This is a genomic window from Streptococcus oralis, from assembly GCF_023110435.1.
Lineage (GTDB): Bacteria > Bacillota > Bacilli > Lactobacillales > Streptococcaceae > Streptococcus > Streptococcus oralis_CF.
Genome location: NZ_JALDWB010000002.1, coordinates 184,785 through 205,625, shown reverse-complemented (window position 1 = coordinate 205,625; position 20,841 = coordinate 184,785). Strand labels below are relative to the sequence as shown.

At 42.5% G+C, this 20,841-nt stretch carries 25 protein-coding genes; all 25 read right to left on the bottom strand.

All coding sequences use genetic code 11. The annotated features are described in order from the left end of the window. Positions 1-10: 10 nt before the first annotated feature. The 25 genes from M1F97_RS05225 to spx all read right to left on the bottom strand — a co-directional run bounded on the left by M1F97_RS05225 (position 11) and on the right by spx (position 20,773). Positions 11-307, bottom strand: a complete 297-nt coding sequence (locus tag M1F97_RS05225) for a 50S ribosomal protein L23 (RefSeq protein ID WP_001055347.1) — start codon at positions 305-307, stop codon at positions 11-13. Continuing rightward, the gene (gene rplD / locus M1F97_RS05220) at positions 307-930 is read right to left on the bottom strand and encodes a 50S ribosomal protein L4 (RefSeq protein ID WP_000024539.1); all 624 of its coding nucleotides are present in this window, start codon (positions 928-930) and stop codon (positions 307-309) included. The genes M1F97_RS05225 and rplD overlap by 1 nt, the downstream gene beginning before the upstream one ends. Positions 931-954: 24 nt before the next feature. After that, positions 955-1,581, bottom strand: coding sequence for a 50S ribosomal protein L3 (gene rplC, locus M1F97_RS05215; RefSeq protein WP_000160197.1), 627 nt, complete (start codon positions 1,579-1,581; stop codon positions 955-957). Positions 1,582-1,662: 81 nt separating this feature from the next. Further along, on the bottom strand, positions 1,663-1,971 hold the full coding sequence (gene rpsJ / locus M1F97_RS05210; protein WP_001284513.1) for a 30S ribosomal protein S10: 309 nt from the start codon (positions 1,969-1,971) through the stop codon (positions 1,663-1,665). A gap of 282 nt (positions 1,972-2,253) precedes the next feature. Then, positions 2,254-2,877: a uridine kinase family protein gene (locus M1F97_RS05205; protein WP_247944436.1), complete on the bottom strand. Its 624-nt coding sequence runs from the start codon at positions 2,875-2,877 to the stop codon at positions 2,254-2,256. Next, complete coding sequence (nrdG, locus tag M1F97_RS05200; protein ID WP_247944435.1) at positions 2,874-3,470, bottom strand: anaerobic ribonucleoside-triphosphate reductase activating protein; 597 nt, start codon at positions 3,468-3,470, stop codon at positions 2,874-2,876. The genes M1F97_RS05205 and nrdG overlap by 4 nt, the downstream gene beginning before the upstream one ends. A 5-nt stretch (positions 3,471-3,475) precedes the next feature. Further along, positions 3,476-3,976 carry a GNAT family N-acetyltransferase gene (locus tag M1F97_RS05195; RefSeq protein WP_247944434.1) on the bottom strand — a complete coding sequence of 167 codons (501 nt, stop codon included), beginning with the start codon at positions 3,974-3,976 and terminating at the stop codon, positions 3,476-3,478. Between the two features lie 43 nt (positions 3,977-4,019). Next, entirely contained in the window at positions 4,020-4,160 is a 141-nt protein-coding gene (locus M1F97_RS05190) for a hypothetical protein (RefSeq protein WP_000521623.1), read from the bottom strand. A gap of 11 nt (positions 4,161-4,171) precedes the next feature. Then, entirely contained in the window at positions 4,172-6,379 is a 2,208-nt protein-coding gene (nrdD, locus tag M1F97_RS05185; RefSeq protein WP_247944433.1) for an anaerobic ribonucleoside-triphosphate reductase, read from the bottom strand. A 116-nt stretch (positions 6,380-6,495) separates the two neighbouring features. Continuing rightward, positions 6,496-8,052: a damage-inducible protein CinA gene (locus M1F97_RS05180; RefSeq protein ID WP_247944432.1), complete on the bottom strand. Its 1,557-nt coding sequence runs from the start codon at positions 8,050-8,052 to the stop codon at positions 6,496-6,498. A 35-nt stretch (positions 8,053-8,087) separates the two neighbouring features. Beyond that, positions 8,088-8,231 (bottom strand): hypothetical protein, encoded by a 144-nt coding sequence (locus M1F97_RS05175; protein WP_247944431.1) that lies wholly within the window; start codon positions 8,229-8,231, stop codon positions 8,088-8,090. 74 nt (positions 8,232-8,305) lie between these two features. Further along, entirely contained in the window at positions 8,306-9,838 is a 1,533-nt protein-coding gene (gene cls / locus M1F97_RS05170) for a cardiolipin synthase (RefSeq protein ID WP_247944430.1), read from the bottom strand. A gap of 135 nt (positions 9,839-9,973) precedes the next feature. Continuing rightward, complete coding sequence (locus M1F97_RS05165) at positions 9,974-10,918, bottom strand: 3-oxoacyl-[acyl-carrier-protein] synthase III C-terminal domain-containing protein (protein WP_247944429.1); 945 nt, start codon at positions 10,916-10,918, stop codon at positions 9,974-9,976. A 14-nt stretch (positions 10,919-10,932) separates the two neighbouring features. Next, the gene (locus M1F97_RS05160; protein WP_247944428.1) at positions 10,933-12,195 is read right to left on the bottom strand and encodes a F390 synthetase-related protein; all 1,263 of its coding nucleotides are present in this window, start codon (positions 12,193-12,195) and stop codon (positions 10,933-10,935) included. Continuing rightward, positions 12,173-12,988 (bottom strand): MBL fold metallo-hydrolase, encoded by an 816-nt coding sequence (locus M1F97_RS05155; RefSeq protein ID WP_247944427.1) that lies wholly within the window; start codon positions 12,986-12,988, stop codon positions 12,173-12,175. The genes M1F97_RS05160 and M1F97_RS05155 overlap by 23 nt, the downstream gene beginning before the upstream one ends. Then, positions 12,963-13,943 carry an NAD-dependent epimerase/dehydratase family protein gene (locus M1F97_RS05150; protein WP_247944426.1) on the bottom strand — a complete coding sequence of 327 codons (981 nt, stop codon included), beginning with the start codon at positions 13,941-13,943 and terminating at the stop codon, positions 12,963-12,965. The genes M1F97_RS05155 and M1F97_RS05150 overlap by 26 nt, the downstream gene beginning before the upstream one ends. A gap of 3 nt (positions 13,944-13,946) precedes the next feature. Further along, a complete protein-coding gene (locus tag M1F97_RS05145) occupies positions 13,947-15,215 on the bottom strand; it encodes a glycosyltransferase (protein WP_247944425.1) in 1,269 nt (422 codons plus the stop codon). Positions 15,216-15,302: 87 nt separating this feature from the next. Next, positions 15,303-16,454 (bottom strand): iron-containing alcohol dehydrogenase, encoded by a 1,152-nt coding sequence (locus M1F97_RS05140; protein WP_247944424.1) that lies wholly within the window; start codon positions 16,452-16,454, stop codon positions 15,303-15,305. A gap of 183 nt (positions 16,455-16,637) precedes the next feature. Then, the gene (locus M1F97_RS05135; protein ID WP_247944423.1) at positions 16,638-17,093 is read right to left on the bottom strand and encodes an SP_0198 family lipoprotein; all 456 of its coding nucleotides are present in this window, start codon (positions 17,091-17,093) and stop codon (positions 16,638-16,640) included. 90 nt (positions 17,094-17,183) lie between these two features. After that, the gene (locus M1F97_RS05130; protein ID WP_247944422.1) at positions 17,184-18,434 is read right to left on the bottom strand and encodes a bifunctional folylpolyglutamate synthase/dihydrofolate synthase; all 1,251 of its coding nucleotides are present in this window, start codon (positions 18,432-18,434) and stop codon (positions 17,184-17,186) included. Positions 18,435-18,643: 209 nt separating this feature from the next. After that, the gene (locus tag M1F97_RS05125; RefSeq protein WP_000017624.1) at positions 18,644-18,949 is read right to left on the bottom strand and encodes a DUF1292 domain-containing protein; all 306 of its coding nucleotides are present in this window, start codon (positions 18,947-18,949) and stop codon (positions 18,644-18,646) included. Positions 18,950-18,964: 15 nt separating this feature from the next. Beyond that, entirely contained in the window at positions 18,965-19,384 is a 420-nt protein-coding gene (gene ruvX / locus M1F97_RS05120) for a Holliday junction resolvase RuvX (protein ID WP_247944421.1), read from the bottom strand. A 3-nt stretch (positions 19,385-19,387) separates the two neighbouring features. Next, positions 19,388-19,654, bottom strand: coding sequence for an IreB family regulatory phosphoprotein (locus M1F97_RS05115; protein ID WP_000507060.1), 267 nt, complete (start codon positions 19,652-19,654; stop codon positions 19,388-19,390). Between the two features lie 87 nt (positions 19,655-19,741). After that, entirely contained in the window at positions 19,742-20,311 is a 570-nt protein-coding gene (locus tag M1F97_RS05110) for an SP0191 family lipoprotein (protein ID WP_247944420.1), read from the bottom strand. Between the two features lie 63 nt (positions 20,312-20,374). After that, positions 20,375-20,773 carry a transcriptional regulator Spx gene (gene spx, locus M1F97_RS05105; RefSeq protein ID WP_000591165.1) on the bottom strand — a complete coding sequence of 133 codons (399 nt, stop codon included), beginning with the start codon at positions 20,771-20,773 and terminating at the stop codon, positions 20,375-20,377. Between the last annotated feature and the right edge of the window lie 68 nt (positions 20,774-20,841).

Below are 20,841 nucleotides of genomic sequence, written 5' to 3'. Positions count from 1 at the left end.
CCTCCTTAGATTATTCAGCTTCAGCAGCAAACAACTCGATTGCTTTTGAATCAGCTGTAAGTGTGATGATAGCTTTTTTAGTTTTGTTAGTAAAACCAGTGTAACGTCCAACACGTTTTGCTTTAGGTTTTACGTTGATTGTGTTAACGTTGGCAACTTTAACACCTTCGAAAGCAGCTTCAACAGCTTGCTTGATCAAAAGTTTGTGTGCACGAGTGTCAACTTCAAATACATATTTTCCTGCTTCAAGTTGAGCCATTGAGCTTTCAGTGATGACAGGTTTTTTGATAACATCATACAAATTCATTATGCAAGAACCTCCTCGATTTTAGAGATAGCTGCTTGTGTGACAAGAAGTTTGTCGCTATTTGCGATGTCAAGAACACTTGCAGTTGTAGCAGTTGCAACTTTCACGTTTGGAAGGTTACGAGCTGAAAGAGCTGCGAATTCATTTCCTTCTTCAAGAATAACAAGGACTTTAGAATCGATGCTCAAAGCTGCAAGAACTTTTGCAAATTCAGCAGTTTTTGGAGCTGTAAATTCAAGAGAATCAACGGCTACAAATTTATTTTCAGCAACTTTTTCAGAGTAAACTGATTTAAGAGCTAGGCGACGAACTTTTTGTGGAAGTTTGTAGCCGTATGAACGTGGAGTTGGTCCGAAGACAACACCACCACCACGCCATTGTGGTGAGCGGATAGAACCTTGACGAGCACGTCCAGTTCCTTTTTGACGCCATGGTTTGCGTCCACCACCTGATACTGCAGAGCGGTTTTTAACAGCGTGTGTTCCTTGACGAAGGCTTGCGCGTTGGCTGATGATCACATCAAACACAACTGATTCATTTGGTTCAATACCAAATACTGCATCGTTAAGAACAACTTGGCCAGCTTCTTTACCAGTTTGGTCAAATAATGTTACGTTTGCCATTGTGACTGATTTCCCCTTTCTTTATTATTTACCAGCTTTAACTGCTGATTTGATAGTGATAAGAGATTTCTTAGCACCTGGTACGTTACCTTTGATAAGGATAACGTTCTTTTCTGGAACAACTTGTACAACTTCAAGGTTTTGAATTGTTACGCGGTCGCCACCCATACGTCCTGCAAGGTTTTTACCTTTGAATACGCGGTTAGGTGCAACAGGCCCCATAGAACCTGGACGACGGTGGTAACGAGAACCGTGAGCCATTGGTCCACGTGATTGTCCGTGGCGTTTGATAACACCTTGGAAACCTTTACCTTTAGAAGTACCAGTTACGTCAACAACGTCTCCAGCTGCGAATGTTTCAACTGTGATTTCAGCACCAACTTCCAAGCCTTCAACGTTTTTGAATTCACGAATGAAGCGCTTAGGAGCCGTGTTAGCTTTCGCTACATGTCCTTTAGCAGGTTTGTTGCTCAATACTTCGCGTTTGTCATCGAAACCAACTTGGATAGCGTTGTATCCGTCTGTTTCAACAGTTTTAACTTGAAGAACAACGTTTGGAGTTGCTTCAATAACTGTTACAGGGATCAATTCGCCAGCTTCAGTGAAGATTTGAGTCATTCCCACTTTTTTCCCTAAGATTCCTTTTGTCATGAGAAAATAGTTCCTTTTCTATATTTTTATTCAAAAAGTTTTTAACGAGCGTTTTTTATGCTCAAGGTATCAAGCTTTAAATTAAAGTTTGATTTCTACGTTTACACCACTTGGAAGATCCAATTTCATCAAAGCATCAACTGTTTTTTGAGTTGGGTTAACGATATCGATCAAACGTTTGTGTGTACGCATTTCAAATTGTTCGCGAGAGTCTTTGTATTTGTGAGTCGCACGAATGATTGTGTAGAGGCTACGCTCAGTTGGAAGTGGGATTGGACCCGCAACTTGTGCACCTGTACGAGTAGCTGATTCTACGATTTTTGCAGCCGCTGTGTCAAGCGTACGGTGTTCGTAAGCTTTCAAACGGATACGGATTTTTTTGTTTGCCATCTTTTTCTCCTTTTCGTCTATTTAAGATAATAGGCTAGCTCCACAAGAAAACCGACGCGCGTTGCGTGGCAATGCAACCGAGCGTGTCGCAACCTCTTGCATCACAGCTAAAGCTGTAATTTACAGCACCATAATAGAATAACACAAAGCCCCTGCGATTGCAAGGGGTTTGTGAGCTTTTTTTCGTTTTTTTAGGATGAAACTGTTTTCCTATTTCATCTTCCTATGATTACTGATTTACGTCTATAAAAATCAATCTTTTCTTCTATATAATAGTGTGTTTCAAATGTGTGTCATTTTGACTTCAAATTTATCTTCTGATTGATCTACTAAAATGTCCGCTTTAGACTCGATTTCTCTATAGTATCGCAGATACTGCTCCCGTCTCATCTGATGGCTAGCTAATACAAAAGATGCATCGCGATTTCTCATAGTCGTATCTCGAGCTAGGCGCCTCTTTAATTCTGTTTCTTCATTCGTGTAGAAACAGATAGTTTTGTCAAAGAGTTCCTTAGGTAGAAAGCCCACAGACATCCCTTCAACAATCAGAATCGGTTTGGCTCCAGACAAGACCTCACTAGCCTTCCACGGTTCATCAATTGTTAAGACATCCATACTTGCCTGCAAGGCGAGAATATCTCTCTGCAAACTTGCCAGCTCATGCGCCACTGGCAGACAAGCTGTCACCTTTTGATCTGGCGCTTGCTTTGGTACTACCAGGTGACGTTCTGAGGTGATATAGGGATCTGTTTCTAGTAAATTTACTGTAGTAGAATCTAGAGCTTGATGTAATTCCTGAGCGAAGGTTGACTTGCCTGAAGCCCCATGACCGTAGATCCCTAGCGTCCTAACTCTTCCCGTTTCGATCTCTGAAACCAGTTGTTCTATCAGGTCTTTTTTCTTCATTCTCTCTTCACCTGTTCATAGCTTTTTTTTCCGTCATTAAGCTTGTCCCAAATCACCACTTGCCCGCTTTTGAGGGATTTTTGCACATCGATAATTCGTTGATTAGAGGAACCTCGAAACTGGAGCATGAGATTGCGCTTGCTTTTATCATACCGTCCATCGACAAGGATGTCAATCAATGATAAGAGTTCCAGTTTATCTGGAGTCTCCAGCATCATTTCTTCCCAAGTGTAGCCCGTCCAGGACCAGATGTCTTTGTCTGGCAATTCCTTTCGGATGCGTTTAACGAGTGGCAAGAGAATCCCCGTATTGAGAAAAGGCTCTCCTCCTAGCAAGGTCAAACCTTGAACATAAGGCTGGGCAAGATCTACCATGATCTGTTCTTCTAACTCTGCTGTATAAGGAATACCTGCATTGAAAGACCAAGTCGCAACATTATAGCACCCTTCGCAGTGAAACATGCAACCTGATACATAGAGAGAGTTTCGCACACCTTCTCCATCGACAAAGTTAAAGGCCTTGTAATCAATAATCCGCCCTTTACTGAGTTCCTCACTTTTCCATTCACCTGGTTTTGGTGTATTCCATGTCATGCTGTCTACTCCAAGTCTATCCAATAGCGCTCCGTTCCGTTTCGAACACCCTCCAACTCCCCACCATTAGCTAAGATAACAGCTCGGCTTGCTGGATTTTCTGTGCTACAAGTCACTAAAGCTCGTTTAATATTCTTTCCCTTAGCAACTTGTAGACCTTGTCGGAGGGATTCTTTCGCATAACCCTTACCTCTTTCAGATGGACGAATGGAGTAGCCAATATGGCCCCCATTTTCTAGTAAGTAGTCATTTAATCGGAGACGAAGGTTGAGAAAGCCAAGAGCCTGGCCTGCTACGTCAAAACTAACTAGCTGGATAGCAGGAACCCAGTTTTCAGGAATATTGAGTCCCGCTTCCGCTTGAAGATTTTCTTCTAGCCACTCTTCATAAACAAAATTGTTGGCGTTCCAAAACCCACCATCGTGGGCTGATTGAGTCTGTTCAAACTCTGCCATCATCTCTAAAACTGTTTCTTTATCTGCCAATGTTGGTATGCGTAGTATCATTTTTACCTCCAATTAAGAGAAAAGTGAGAGCAGACTCTCACTTTTATTTTTTCTTGTTCTTGTTTAAAAATTGTTCTTTGAGGTTGAGCAAGCGTTCTTTTTTACCTGTTCCACCTTTCGAGTGTTTCTCGTGATAACGGGTCACTTGTGCGCGCCCCTTATCGTCTAATTGGTATTTCCCCATTCCATTTCCTTCTAATTTGTTACTTCATGTCCGGCTGTTTTAATAGTTGAACCGTTCATGTGTTTGACACGCGCAGCGATTTCCTTGTGGCGTCCATTAACCATCGGACGCGCTTGCGGATTTCCCAGATAACCACACGTACGTTTGACCACGTCTACTGTTCTAGGGTCGCTATTCCCACAGTTTGGACAAGCAAAGCCTCGCTCAGTTGGTTCAAAATCCCCTTCAAAGTCGCACTTGTAACAGCGATCAATCGGAGTATTGGTCCCTAGATAGCCGACACGGTCGTAGGCATAGTCCCAGACAGCTTCCAGAGCCTTAGGATTTTGTTGAAGAACTGGATACTCACAATAATGGATGAAACCACCTGACGCACCTGCTTCTGGATAAACTTTCTCAAAGTCTAATTTTTCAAACGGTGTTGGATTTTTACGAACATCATAGTGGAACGAGTTGGTGTAGTATTCCTTGTCCGTAATATCAGGAATAGAGCCAAACTTCTCTGTATCCAAGTGACAGAAGCGGTCTGTCAGACTTTCAGACGGTGTGGAGTAGATAGAGAAATGGTAACCATATTGGTCAGACCACTCTTCCACACGACGTTTCATATCACGAATGATATCCAGTGTGAATTCCTTGGCTTCAGGATTACTTTCCCAACTGTTTCCAAAGAAGACAGTAGCCACTTCGTACAAACCGATGTAGCCCAGCGAAACTGTGGCACGGCGATTCTTAAAGAGTTGGTCTACACTTTCTTCTTTTCCGAGACGGCGACCGAAGGCTCCATACTGATAGAGGATAGGGGCATTCGCTGGTGTTGCTTCCTTGGTCCGTTCAACACGATAAACCAAAGCATCTTCTGCGATGTTCATACGCTCGTTGAAGATTTCCCAGAACTTATTCAGATCTCCTTCAGACTCGAGAGCGATACGAGGCAGATTGACTGTCACAACACCTAGATTCATCCGACCTGAATTGACTTCTACACCATTTTCATCCTTCCATCCTTGAAGGAAAGAACGGCAGCCCATAGGAACCTTGAAAGAACCTGTCAGTTCGATAATCTTATCGTAGGATAAGACATCTGGGTACATCCGCTTGGTTGCACACTCAAGAGCCAACTGTTTGATGTCGTAGTTAGGCGACCCCTCCTCTAAGTTGAGGCCTCTTTTTAACGTAAAGATGAGTTTAGGGAAGATGGCTGTTCGATGTTCTGAACCAAGACCCTTGATACGAATAGTCAAAATAGCTTTTTGAATTTCACGCTCAAAACGATTGGTTCCTAGACCAAAACCTAGAGAAGTAAAAGGTGTTTGCCCATTTGAAGTGAAGAGGGTGTTGATTTCATACTCGAGAGATTGCATGGCATCGTAGATGTCCTTTTGCGTTTTCTTCCAAGCGTAATCTTCCCGTTTTTCAGGTAAAACCCACTCTTCCGCATCCTTGAGATGTTTTTGGTAATTCTTCTCTGCATACGGAGCCAAGACCTCATCGATACGGTCAGCTGAACAGCCCCCGTACTGGCTGGATGCTACATTAGCGATGATTTGGGAAATCTGAGCTGTCGCAGTCTGGATAGACTTGGGACTCTCTACCTCTGCATTTCCAATCTTAAAACCATTTTCCAACATGCCTTTAAAATCAATCAAACAGCAGTTGGTCATCGGTGTGTAGGGGCTATAATCCAAATCGTGATAGTGGATATCCCCTTTTTGGTGAGCATTGGCTACGTGCTTAGGAAGCATTTGCAGTCCGATTGATTTCCCCACAATCCCTGCTGTCAAATCACGCTGAGTGTTAAAGACATCACTGTCTTTATTGGCATTTTCATTGACAACCGCTTGGTCTTTATTGAGGAGCTTATGGATACTAAAGTTGATATCTGTCGCTTTTGAGCGCTCAAAATCCCTTTGTGTCCGATAAGTGATATACTCCTCAGCCAGCGCATATTCTTTGGCTTCAAGGAGTTCATGTTCTACGATATTTTGAATCTCGTAAATCTTGACACCTTGAGGGAAACGACTATGAATTTCCGCAACAATACGCTCAAGCAGTCCATTTAGACGTTTTTCGACCAAGGGTGTCACATCCATGACTTTGTCAGCCGCCTTGTGGAGAGCTTTGTCAATCTTGTCTATATCAAACACTACACGTCTACCATCTCGTTTTTCAACGAACAAAGTGGGAACGGTTGCAAGGTTTTCTTCTAATACAATCATATCCATGCTCTTTTCTATTTTTCTTCTTAAATGATATTATACCACTCCAAAAAGAAAAATCAATATCTTGTGTTAAAAATTCTAAAATTTTTAAAAATACACAAGATATTGATTTATTATTTAGATTTATAAAGCTTGAATTCCTTACTATCCGTCTGAACAAGCTCGTATTTTTCACTAAGTAGGCTCTCTACATCCGACCACAAGGCAACCTTTTGGTTGACCAAAATCATCTTCGGTTGATTTTCTTTCAAGTCATTGACTAGTTTCGTTTTATTCTCGTCGCTTGCAGTATAGAGCGTCGGTGTTACTAGAGAGCTTGGTGCCAAGCGTTCACTTGCTCGATAAAAATCTGGACGATCATCCCAAGCATAGACACGATCCTCAGAGCTCGTTTGCTGTTTGACCAAGCTAGCAAGTTGCTCGCGTTCCTGATAAGTACTTGGATGCGAAATATAGCGACTCAAAACAGGTAGGAAAAGTAAATAGACTATCGCAACTAATGGTAGATAGAAATTTCCCTTGAGGTAGCGACCAAAGAGTGATGAAGAACGAACTCTTCGTCTACTACGACTGATACGATCAGAGCTTCCTTCTTTGATGTTGGTTAACAATAACAATGTCAGAAAGGGCAAAATCGCTGCCAAACGTGAGCCATGCAAAAGTTCCTTTGAAAGAATTAACAAAGAAAGAGTTACCAGTAAGCCTAAACTAGCGCCTATTGAGACAGCAGATTGCTGAGCTGACTTGGTCTGAAACAATCCTGAAAAGATCAATGTCAGAGTCCCAACACCGATGGATAGCAAACCATAGAAAGCAGCATTCTCCATAAGATTGGCATTTGAAAATAGACTAAGCGTATCTATTGGATACAAAGTATGGCTAATCGCATCACCAAAAGTTCCTGTTAAGACTGTATAGTAGCCAATTGGATAAAAAAGGAGAGAAAATCCTAGAGCTGACGCGAAAAATTGATACAAACCATGAGCAAATCGACGCTTGGCAATATTAAATCCAAACAAACTCAAGGCAAGTGTGGCTGCAAACAAAGCTGTGGGAATAGGTGATAGGAAGAAAGCTAATGCTAAACTCATCCCAACTCGCAAGAAACCTTTATCGTTACTTGGATCATCCAGATAGTCTGCCACTAGGCTAAAACTATAAAATAGAAAAGGCAAGGCCACAGCCACTGCATAGCTACCACCAAATCCTAGACTGCCCACAAGCAGATAGAAAACCAACAAAAGCTGTCTAGCCTGCTCTCCCTGACCTGTCAAGGTATCTGCGGACTTGAATAAAAAAACTCCGGCTCCGAACAAGGCCAACCACTCCACCAAAGCAAAAAGGATATTCCCTTGAGAGAGATAGGTTAGTAAGTAATAAAGCAGCCCATTTGAACCATAATAATCCGTGTAAATCTGCCCACTCTGATGTAGCGCCCAACCAGTATAAAGATCTTGCATCTGTTGGGGGCTCACCAAACCAAAGATCAGAGGCAACATTACAGAAACAGCTGTAGCAGCCAGACTCCAAATTGCCATACTAAAAAATGGAAGCGGAGTTCGTTTCTTCTTACCTCGCTCCAGTCCAAATTCAGACTCTTGATCCAGCCGTTCCCGATACTGGTATCGAAATTCTTCTAGCTGTTCGTCTTTTTCCTCGTATACGTTCATTCAATTTCTCCTCTAAGTTTATCTGTTTTAGTATATCAAAATCTTACAGGAATGTCAGCTAGGGATTGAGATTTCCTTAACTTCTTATCTAGCTCAGCATAGCGTTCAATCTCTCGAAAACGGTGTAAACTGCTTGTTTGAAACTCTAGGATAAAATCATATTCTTTTTGATTTAGCATTTTCATCCTCCTGCTTATCTATTCGCAAAAAGACAAAAATAAGATCCAGCCTTGGGCTAGATCTTGGTGGATAGTTAGAGCATGGGCGCAAACAACTGGACAATTTCCTTGATTAAGCTTTGATACCAGCTTGTTTTGATTGTGTGGGGATAAATTTCTTGAGAAACTTTAAAAATCTCTTCGAAGTCCCTCTCAATATCGATGATAGACTGTGTTCTATAAAGTAAAACGGCATTTTCATAGTGGTGAAGCAAGCTACGATAATCAAAATTGATGGTTCCCACAGTAGCCACCTCTCCATCGACAAGCATTTGCTTGCTATGAAGAAATCCGGGACTGTACTCGTAAATGCGAACCCCTGCAGATAGCAAATCTGGATAGGCTCCCCGAGTAACTAACTGAATAACCTTCTTATCTGGGATACACGGCGTCACAATTCGCACATCTACCCCTCTCAATGCTGCATTTTTGATACTTTCTGTTAAATCATAGTCAGTGATCAGATAGGGAGTCGTGATATAGACGTAATCTGTAGCTTGATTGATAAGATTTTGATAGACCGTTTTTCCAACTTGGGCTCGGTAGATAGGCTTTGGCCCACTACTGTAAGGAATGCAAAGCCCCATCCCATCTTTTGGTTGATTTTCGAGATGGTATTGGTCAAAGTCACTAATTTCTCCACGGTTGATATACCAGGTGGATAAAAAGAGTCTGGTAAAAGCCTTTACTGCTGGACCATCCAACCGAATACCGCTATCCTTCCAGTAACCAAAGCGTTCGATATGGTTGATATACTCATCTGCCAGATTGGCACCACCTGTATAGGCAATCTGCCCATCGATAATCATGATTTTACGGTGGTCACGGTTGTTATAGGCAACGGTCAAGCGCGGAATCACCTTGTTAAATTTATGGGCTTCAATCTCTCGACCACGAAGCTGGATGGTGTAATCTCCAGGCAAGGTTGCCATACAACCAATATCATCATAGAGAAGCTTGACTTCTACTCCTTGAGCAGCCTTTTCTTCCAAAATCTCTAAAATGCTGTCCCACATCAAGCCTTCTTCGATGATATAGTATTCGAGAAAGATAAATTTCTCAGCTTTCTTGAGGTCCTCTAGCATCTGACACCACATACTTTCACCAGAGTCAAAAAATTGTGTATCCGTTCGATCATAGACATCGGCATTCGTATCCATGCTGAGGAGGGATTTGATGACACCGTAAGCCGACTTATCCTCTTCCTTTAACTCCAAACGGAGGGCTCTGCTATTGTCCTCTCGGTCAACCATTGATTGAAGCTGCTTTAGCTGTTTCATTTCTTTTTTAGATAAACGGCGTTCTCCAAACATGATATAGAGCAAGGGGCCAAATACTGGCACAAAGGCTACTAACAGCCATGTTACCTTACTCTCAGGATTCATGGACCGATTGACAATCGATACAATGGTCGCCATACTCACTAAAATAACTAGGATAATCCAGATAATTGGAGCCATCTGCCCTAGATAGAGAAATAAACCAAAGACGATAAACAACTCTGCCAACATAATGGTAATACTAAAACCATATTTGGACATGAGTAGCTGCATTTTTCTAGCTGTCATACATCCCCTTCCTTTTCTAACATTCTCCTAAACCGCTTGATGAACTAATGTTTCTACTAGTATACCTCAGTTCAGGGGTAGATAGCAACTTTTTGCCTTTGCTAAAGTTCCAGCCGTTCCGTGTTTAGATGATTGTTACAATTTCAGAGCCAACATATTGACCGTCATACCAGCTGCGGTTCCCATAAGGTAGACGACATCTCCCTCCTTGATAAGTCCATGTTCCAAAGAATAAGCCAAGCCAAACGGTACAGAGACTGACACCATATTTCCATAGTCAGTAACTAAGTTGAGGTATTGATCCTCGGTCACACCTAGTTTTTCCATGACCAAAGGAAGAGCACGACTCGCTTGGTGAGGAATGATATAGTCCACGTCTGCCAAGGCTAGCTGTGTTTTTTCTTGAAACTCTTCAAACATGGCTGGGATTTTACGAGCAGACAAGAGGAGGATTTTCTTCCCCTTCATGTCAAACATATAGTTGGTCTTAGTCGCTTCAGAGTACTCTTTGGGTTGAAAAGAAGTCAGACCTCCACGAATCTCCGTATCGTGAGCTCCTTCTGACCAAGTACGTTGGAGACTAGCAATGACCCCTTTTTCCTGATAACTTTTTTGGAAAATAAAGGCTGCTGCCCCGTCACTAAAGAGTTCAAAACTTTCTTTTTGCTTGGGATTGAGCCCTAAACTACCAACCTCACTAGACACAATCAGGACACGACCGTATTCGCCTGCCTCAATCAAGTGGGACATGGTCGATAGAGCAGAAATAAAGCTGGTACAGGTCGTATTGATATCCATAGCTGGGATTGAGAGTCCTTTTGCCACGCGCTCATGAATCAAGGCAGCCGTACAAGGAATAGGCTGAACACCAACTGCACTAGCTGATACAAGGCAATCGATATCTTTAATATCCAAATTTGCTTTTTCAAGTGCCTGCTGGATAGCTACTTCTGCCAAGTCAAGTTGCGTTTCTTCATTTTCCACTACACGATAACGGGTCTGGTCTTTAAATTGCACCGTATTTTTGGGAAGGTAAATGCCATAACCAGCGATTTCTACATGTCTTTTTACTTCTGTCATTGTCTTTTTTCCTTTCATAAACGTTGGATACGTTTGAGTTTACGGCTAGTATCCCAGTGATAATCTGAAAATTGGATTTGAGGAACTATGAACTCTTTTTGCTGGGCCAAGAGTTGGAACTGTGCTAAAATTGCTGTCTCTACGTCCTCATCTCGTCGGCTTAGACAAACTTTTACTAATTTCTCGGAATGTTGCTTAACTTGGTAATCTCCCACATTCTCCACAAAGAGGATGCAACGTCTGATAAAGTCTGGATAGATGGTCACCTGTCCCCCATCCTGCCCTTCAAAGTAGAAAATATCATCAGAGCGTCCTTCGACCTTGTCAATCCGTGTATAGCAGGAGCCACAGGGACAAGGCTCCGAATTTTCAACCAAGATATCATTGAGCTGGTAGCGATAAATAGGCTGACTGCTTCGTTTAAAGTCCGTAATCACTGGATAAAAACGATGGTCATCCAGATACTGCTTTTCCACATAGATAATGTCTTCGTTGAGATGCAGATTGCCAGCTGAGCAAGTGCAGGCTAAGAAACCCTCGGTCGCCTGATAAACTTGGTCAATAATGGATAGAGAAAAGGCTTCTGCGATCCGTTCCCTATCACTATCTTCCAAGATTTCCGCCACCGAAACGATTTTTTGTGGGTGAATGGCCAACTCTCCAGCTGTAAGGTGCTTGCTCAATTCAAGCAACATAGAGGCTGGTGCTACCACAATGGTCGGTTGGTAACTATTGAGATGCCCGATATGCTCATCTGTATGTTTGAAAATATCAAAATACTCTAAACGAATGAGGGGCGTATTGATGGTCTGATAGAGTTCATTATCGGCTCTCAGGAAAAAGGCGATGCGGTGTCCAAAAAGTTGACCTTTGGGCAACATCTTTGCCAAGATAGCCGCCGCCCACATACTTCGCTCTTTCTCTGTTGTGATAAAGAGGCCCCGATGTCCAGATGTCCCTGAAGACAGACCGACTGCCACTTCCCCTTTAAGTTCAGTGAAATCACGGGTCTTCTCGCTTTCAATAGCCAAGGCCAAGGCTTCATCCCGATCCACTCCTTGGGTGTTGAGCTCATTGAAATGTTCCATCATAAAGGCCTTGTCCATATGGTCAAAGTCGCTAGGAACTCCATTTTTAAAATAGGGCGACTCTCGCTCTAAAAAGTCCATATAGTTAGCTAATTGCACTTTCTGGTAGTTCTCTAAAGCCTCTCGAGATTTGAAGTTATAAAGCCAGCGAGTTTGGATAAAGGTTTTAAGAAAGGTTATTTTTTTCATATAAGATTGACTCTATCCTTTCTACAGGATCATGGCTAACAACTACCTCGATACCGGCCTTTAAGACTTCCTCCAGAAACTCCGTCCCCTTGATATAGTCGGCCTTATTATCCTGAACCAAGGAAGGAAGCAGGTGCATCTGCTTGGTATAAGGTAAGAGGTCAATTCCCCAACAGAGGTCTGCTGCAATGAGGAGATTGAAGTCTGGAAGGTACAGACAGGCTTGCCCCCTAGCATGCCCATCAACAGAAGCTACTAGGATACTGCCATCTCCGAAAAGATCACAAATCGGACGATAGGGAAATCCCGAGTGATGCTGGTCAGTTCTGATAATGGTTAGATTTTCTTCAAAAGAAGCTGGCAAAAACTCCTTGAAAATCAAGTCTTTCAAATTAGGTTTTTGGTAGACTTCATACACTTCTTTTGTCAAGATAAAGGTTGCATGAGCAAAGAAGCTAGCTCCTCCCAGATGATCTGGATGTAAATGAGATAGAAGGACATAGTTTATTTCTTCTGGTTTGATTCCCTTCGCTTTCAGTAAATGTGAAATCTGGTCCTTCTCCGTCATTTGAACAGGTGTTCCTAGACGATAAAAACCATAGCGAAGCTTCGTCTTAATATCATAGTGATAGCCAGTATCACATAGCAAATAGCCCTTGTCTCTGTGTTTGATAAGAAAAACACCTGCTGGAAAGGTCATCTTTTGATTCTTGACTCCCTTAAATAGCAAACCTGTATAGCTAGTACAGTAGCCTGCTGGGAAATAATCAATTCTTTCGATAATCTTGGACATATTGTTCAATCCCTTCCGAAATACTGATTTGAGGGCGATACCCCAAGTCTCGCTCCGCCTTGCTGATGTCTAGCGTCTGGCTATAACGGAGCAGATAATAGGTATAGCGTGTCAGAGCCGGCTCCCCTTTGAGTTTCAAGGTCTTATAAAGAAACTCTAAACTACTGGCAATAACTGAAAGAAGAGGAGCTGGCACTTTTCTGTACGTTATTGGATAGCCCAGTCCTCTCAGGGCTTCTTCTATCAAATCCTTAAAGGCTCTTGGTTCCCCGTTGGTAATATTATAAACTTCGCCACTAGATTGAGGGGCTTCTAGAGCCAAGCGAATTGCCAGAGCGACATTTTCCACACAGGTCATATCCATGAGCTGACGACCGTCCCCTATTAAGGGAATGCCAATCTTCTGACTGAGTTTGAGAACTCGAGGCAAAATACTGGTATCCCCAATCCCAAAAAGCCCACGAGGTCGTAAGATAATACTCGGAACATCGTGATAATCCTTAAACAGCTTCTCCGAAGCCAGCTTACTACGAATGTAGTTGTTAAGATTATTTTCCTGAGGCGCATCGCTTTCTTTGATAGCAAGCTGATCTCGAGGCGCAGCATAGATGCTCGGCGATGATACATAAACTAAACGCTGAATACCGGCCTCTCGACAAGCATCCAGAACATACTTGGTTCCCAAGACATTTGTCTGGTAGAAGTCCTCCCAAGGACCCCAAACGGTAGAAAGAGCACCCGCATGCACAACCATGTCCATTCCCTGACAAGCCTGAACCAAATCCTCTTGCTTGGTCAAATCTCCCTGAAAAAATGTTACTAAGGAATTTTCCAAAGACTGACCTGCCTTGGGATTGCGTCCAAAAGCGCGTACCTGATAGCCCTGCTGACTGAGCTCTTCAACAACATACTTGCCTAGAAAGCCCGTAGCACCTGTTACCAATACTTTCTTCATTTTTTACTTCTCCTTGTCCCCTAAGAGCCGATGTATTTCGCTCTTCAGAATCTCTGTTGGCTGATAGACTTGGGCTGCGCGACTGAGTTTGTTCAAGTCTGGCCAGTCAGCTCTAACCAATAACTCATCAAAAGCTCGCCCAATCGCTTCCGTATCCTCTCGTTTAGCAGTCAGGGCAATCCCCGCCTCTAAGCCACGAACCGCATAGTCATACTGATCATAGTCATGAGGGAGAATCAAGGCAGGCTTGTCATAGATAATACATTGGTAAAAAATACCCGCACCGCCATGATGAATTACATAATCCATCTGAGAAATGTATTCCTTATAGGGAAGATAGGATACCACCGAAACATTGTCCATGATCTCCTCACATTGGAAGTCTTGTCCGCCAAACCCCAGAGTCACAAAGAAGTGACAGTCTGGATGGGCTTTTGCCAATTGTTGGGTCTGGTAGAGGAGGTTGTCTTTGGCCCATGCTAGCTGAGTCCCACAAGATACGAGGACTTTCTTATGATTTGCATAAGGAGTCAAATCTAGGGGATAATTCTCTGCCCTCTCAATCGAAGACCCAAAAGGTCCCACCCAAAGGTAATGCTCTGGAAAACCACTTTTCAGCTCCAACTCTTTCATCCCAATCCCTAAGATAGAATAGGGGGAATAGATAGTTTCTTGACCTTTCTGATTGTAGAACTTAAAATCGTAACGTTTTAAGCGTTCTCTCAATAAAAAGGTTACGATTCGTTTCCCTAAACGAGTCACTTTTCTCCCCAGCCATTGCTGGACAGATTGGAACGGTGTCTTTGGACTGCCCATTCCTCCAAAGAAACAAGGCGGTCCATCTGTCGTTTCAATGGCAAACTGTGTCGCCATGGTTGTTATCCAAGGAATTCCCAACTGTTCCGCTACTAACCCCCCAGATAAGGTGATGAAGTCGGCAATCACAATATCAGGTCGATTTTCCTGCCACTCTTGCACTAGTTGATCAGACACCACATCGATCAAATCAAGACTAGCTGACAACTGTCGATAAGCAGAAATAAGGTTTAATTGCCCTTCATTGTTGGCTACGCGCTCAAATTCATCTACAGAATTTTCTAAAATGGGAATCACCTGGAATCCCATCTCCTCTGCGACAGCTTTTCGTTGCGGTCCTGTAAATAATCGAATCTCATACAAGGGATCCTTCAACAAGGGTGCGAGTAGATTCAAGATTGGGAAGAGATGCCCACTTAAGGGCACTACAACCACATCAATTTTGATTTTTCTCATATGTCTAGGATAGCAAATTTTTAAAAAAAGAACTACCAAAATGATAGTTCTTCCCAGCATTATTTAGCTTCTTTTTCGCTTTGAAAATTAGAACAATTCTTTATAGAAGGCAATAGTTTCTTCTAAGGTTGGCATAAATGGATTTCCTGGTGCACAGGCATCGACCAAAGCGTTCTTAGAAAGGTAGTCAAAGTCAAAGTCTTTTTCTTGGATACCGAGTTCAGTGAGTTTCTTAGGAATACCAACGGTTTCAGATAGCTTCTCAATTTCAGCAATAGCATAGTCAGCACATTCTTGGTCTGTTTTCCCTTCAACATGGAGTCCCAAGGCCTTGGCTACATTGCGGAAAGCTTCTGGTACACGTTTGGCATTTTCACGCTCAATGACTGGTAAAAGCATAGCACAGCAAACACCATGTGGCAGATTATAAACTGCACCAAGTTGGTGAGCCATTGAGTGAACATAGCCCAGACCAGCGTTGTTAAAGCTCATACCTCCGAGGAAGATAGCATTGACCATACCTTCGCGAGCTTCAAGGTCATGCCCATTTGCTACGGCACGAGGGAGGTATTCTTTGATGAGCTCGATTGCTCCGATAGAGAGTTTCTTGGTCACATCATAAGCACCTGGTGTTACTAAGGCTTCTACAGCATGAGTAAGAGCATCCATACCTGTCGCGGCTGTCAATCCTTTCGGTTTTGAAAGCATGAGTTCTGGATCATTGACAGAGATTAGAGCGAGGCTATTCTTATCAACCATTACCATCTTGACCTTGCGTTCTTCGTCAGTAATGACATAGTTAATGGTGATTTCTGCTGAAGTTCCAGCTGTTGTATTGATGGCAACCACTGGCAACCCTTTTTCAGCAGACTTGTGAAGTCCTTCGTAGTCCTGTGGTTTGCCACCATTTGTAGCGATGATAGAGATACAACTAGCCGCATCCTGTGGAGACCCTCCCCCAAGACTGATGATGAAGTCACATCCATGCTCTTTCAGGGAAGCCACTCCGTCTGTGACGTTCTTGCAAGTCGGATTTGGCTCAACATCGCTAAAAATCACATATTCGATCCCTTCAGCATCTAATGGTTTTAGGACCTTAGGTAAAATATCACTTCCTTCGATGAACTTGTCTGTCACCAAAAGGGCCTTCTTATACCCCAGTTCCTTGATATACGGACCTACTTCATTTACAACACCTTTACCAATAAGGTTAACTGATGGAACGTAAAATGTAGCCATATGCTTTTCCTCCTGCGCCTCTGCGCTATTTGATTATTTACTATAAGTATACGACCTTATAAGAAGTTTTACAAATTTTTGTAAGCGTTTTAAGTAAAAAGTTAGTAAAGAACAGCCAGCCCTTTTTTCAAGAAAAAGCTCCAAAAAGATAGCTTTCATCTCATTGGAACTTTTACTTAATCATTATTGCTTAGTTAATACCACTCGGTCAGATGCCTCTCGGTCCATATCGTCGATAATCAATTGATTACCATTAACCGTGTAAATTTTGACATCATCACCGATAATGACACGTTGATTTTCTGGCTCAAAGCTGACTTGCTTGATTTCCTTATCTCCATCTGGCTCGACCTCAGTCCATGTACCAGTTTTACCTGTTACAACAAGAGTGATTTGGTCATTCTCATCTTTTCCAGTATAGGTACCATCGATATTCGTAGGTTGAGCTACTGGGGCGTCCTGGCTTGAGGAAGCCTGCGGTTGACTAGCACTTGTCGCAGCACTAGAAGATGATTCTTGTTGAGTAGATGGTTGCTGAGCAGATTGCTGGGTAGGTGCTTGTGCCTTAGGTCCACAAGCTGCTAAAAGACTAAGAATTGCTAGGGAAGCAATAGAAAGTGTGAATATTTTCGTTTTCATAGCGATTTCCTTTCTTTTGTGCCAATGTTTTGCTGGATCAGTTTCCAGATGTACCTCCTACCTCAAGTATAACAACTTAAGCCTAGAAGGTCAACTAGTCCCATCGCTTCCTAACAAACTCGCTCGTACTTCCGAGATAAAGTAGAGTGACCCCGTCACGAAAAGCAGGTCCTGATCATTGGCCTTTTCTTCAAATTCGCTGATGAAATCGCCATAGGAAGGAATCAAATCGTAACCCGCCACATCCTTCTCATCCAAAGAACCTTGGTAGTCAAAGCCCGTTACCTTAAGTTCCACCTGAGGCAACTGCTCAGATAGATAGCCTAACATCCCTTGATAATCCTTGCGTTTAAGGGCACCAAAAAGGATACGGACTTGATAGCCTTGTTGAATTTTCTCTTGGATAAACTCGACCAACCGGGTTAAGGCTGGAAGATTGTGAGCCCCATCTAGGTAGATTTGCGGGCGAATCCGTTCCAATCGACCTGCCCAGTGAGTTTCTTGCAAGGCCTGTCTCACAAGCTCTTCATCGACCCTTTCCTCTCTTGACGCCATAAAAAGAAGAAAGGTTTGTAAAGCCAAGGCGGCATTTTCTTGCTGATAGGTACCTTCCAAACCGATTTCAAGCCGTGAAAAACTTGCTAGCCTACTTGAAAAATTACTATCTTTCAAGGTGAAGTCTTGCCCCGCTCGATAAAGAGCTACGTCCAACTCTTTTGCTCTTTTTTGACAGACAGGCTCAGCTTCTGCATTAAGCTTGGCAACGACCGCCTTCTTTCCAGCCTTGAAGATACCAGCTTTCTGCTCTGCTATTTCTTCCAAACTATCGCCCAAGGTCTCCTGATGATCTAGCCCAATGGAAGTAATAACTGCAATCTCTCCTGTTACGACATTAGTGGTGTCAAGTAGACCACCAATACCCACTTCTAGCAGGACTAGATCCACGTCCTGCTCTTTAAAGTAAAGCAAAGCAATCAGGGTCAACAACTCAAAGAAAGACAATTGATCATGTGTTTCTAAAAGAGTTTTTTCCATCTCCTTGACTTGGTTAGCTATACGGATAAAGTCTTCATCTGCGATTGGTTGTCCATTGATACAAATTCGATCATTGATGCTGATAATATGAGGAGAGGTAAAAGTACCAACTTTTTTACCATGAGCAACAAACAACTCCCTCATAAAGGCAATCGTTGATCCCTTGCCATTGGTCCCTGTCACGTGGATAATAGGATAAGTCTTTTCAGGATTCCCCAGCAAATCCACTGCTTGCTGCATTCGTCCAAGTCCAGATCTAAAGTTTAAACCAATCCGACTATGAAGCCATTCTTCTACTTCAAACATGCATATCTCCTTAACAAAAGTACATTCCACTACCACAACAAAGTATAATTGCAAGTAAAAAGCGAGGTCGGGACAAAAATCCCGACCTCTTACCTGGTTAGCTAATCACTAGCTACTATGAATTTTAGCGTAGGGCTAAAAACGTCCACTGGACTCACCAGCTCTCTCTTATTTAAAGGAACTGGGGTAAAAATATCCCCCGGATATTTTTACTCCTCCATAAAGCTGTTGAAGACTTCTTCAATCATGTTCCATTCGTCTTCTGAGTCTTCTGGGATTGGTTGCAATTCGCCTTCTGTTCCGTCTTCATTTTCGATGAATGAGTAAGCTTGGATTTCAACTTCACCATTTTCATCTTCTTCTGCGTTAACTGGCACTAGAAGAACATAGTTCTTACCAAATTCTTCTTTCCCGTCGATGGTCAAAAGAATTTCAAACAAGGTTTCATTTCCTTGCTCATCTACTAGCGTAATCAATTCACGTTCTTCGTGGTCATGGTTGTGATCGTGTGACATAGTTTCTCCTCTGTCTTAAAACTTTCTATCTAAATAATTTTGCAAAATCAGCTGAGCAGCCAACTTATCAATAACTTTTTTTCGCTTGTTGCGACTGATGTCAGCCTGCTCAATCAACATACGCTCAGCTGCGACTGTCGTCAAGCGCTCATCTTGATAGTCTACTAGCAAACCAAAGAGTTCTTCTAGCTTGGCACCATAGGCTTGACTGGCTTCTACTCGCGGACCGCTAGTATTGTTCATGTTTTTTGGCAAACCTACTACAAAGCGTTCCACCTTATAGCTGTCAACCAATTCCTTGATACGGTCAAAGCCAAACTGGCCCTGATCCTCATTGATTTGGATGATTTCAAGTCCTTGAGCAGTGAATCCTAGTGGGTCGCTAATGGCCACGCCTACCGTTTTTGAACCGACGTCCAATCCCATAATTCTCATAGATTATAGATCGACTCCTTGTCCTTTAAGGTAGTAGCGCACCAATTCTTCAACAATTTCATCACGCTCATACTTACGGATTTGATTTCGTGCATTGTTGTAACGAGGAACGTAGGCAGGGTCTCCACTCAATACATAACCGACGATTTGATTTATCGGATTATAACCCTTTTCATTCAGAGAAGCATAGACATCTGTCAACGTTTCACTGATTTCCTTCTTGTTGGAATCATCCAATTTAAAACGTACAGTTTCTTCAGTAAATCCCATTCTAACACCCTCTTTCCTTAGAATAGTACTATTATAGCATATTTCCTTACGTTCTACAATTAAGTCAATCCATTTATTTGGATTTTCTTACTGTTCTGTCGCACCATTTGCCACTCTGTCTGCGATATATTGGCTTGGTTCATTTTTCAAAAGAGTCTCTAAGCCAAGATTTTTTAAATAATCTGTCTGTGACGCCTTTTTGACATCCAAGACTTGTAAATCATAGGTCGTTGTGGTCTGGATTTCAGTCTCACTGAGCAATTTGGTTTCAAGTGTAAAACCTACCAATTTGCGCGCTTCCTGAAGCATTTCATCCTTTTCTTCTGCTTCTAAAAGAGCTTTTTGAGTTTCTTCAAGACCGTGGTCAGCGATAAAGGATTTCAATTCCTCACTTAAAGGCCGTATCTGCCGAATAACCAATTTTAGAAATTGTTTCCCTTTATAGGTAATGGTTTGCGTTTGCTTGACGCCATCTCCTGACTCCGGGAAAATCAAAGTCTTGGTCACAACCGTATTCTTTTCCGCATTTTCCAAAACGGGCAGAGTAGACTGGAGCGTTTCGGATTCATGTTTTGAACTGGATGTCGTTTCCTTCTTTTGACCACATCCTGCAAGTAGCAGGAGGAGAGTAGCTGCGCCAATTACTATCTTTTTCATAATTCCTCACATGATTTTTTGATAAAAAATGAACAAGGCTAGGAGATACCCCAGCCTCGATGTTTATAGAGCTGCACGCAAACGTGCTTCTGCATTTTCTACATTACGGACAGAGCGTGGTAAAAAGGCACGGATATCATCTTCTTTGTAACCGACCTGCAAACGCTTCTCGTCAACTAGAATAGGACTTTTTAAGATCCGTGGTGTTTCCATGATTAAGTTGAGTACTTCATTCACACTCAAATCTTCGATGTCAACCCCTAAAGCTTTCGCATAGCGGTTTTTTGATGATACAATGCTGGCAATTCCATTATCTGTCTTTGTCAGAATATCAAGTAGTTCTTCTCTCGTAATTCCTTCTTTACCAAGGTTTTGTTCTTTATAACTTAACTGGTGTGCGTTGAGCCAAGTCTTCGCTTTCTTACAGCTTGTGCAACTGGAGACGGTATAAATCTTAATCATGTGCCTACCCCTTTCGCTACATGTTACTATCAGTTTAGTCTATTATACCATAAAAAACATCCGACTTG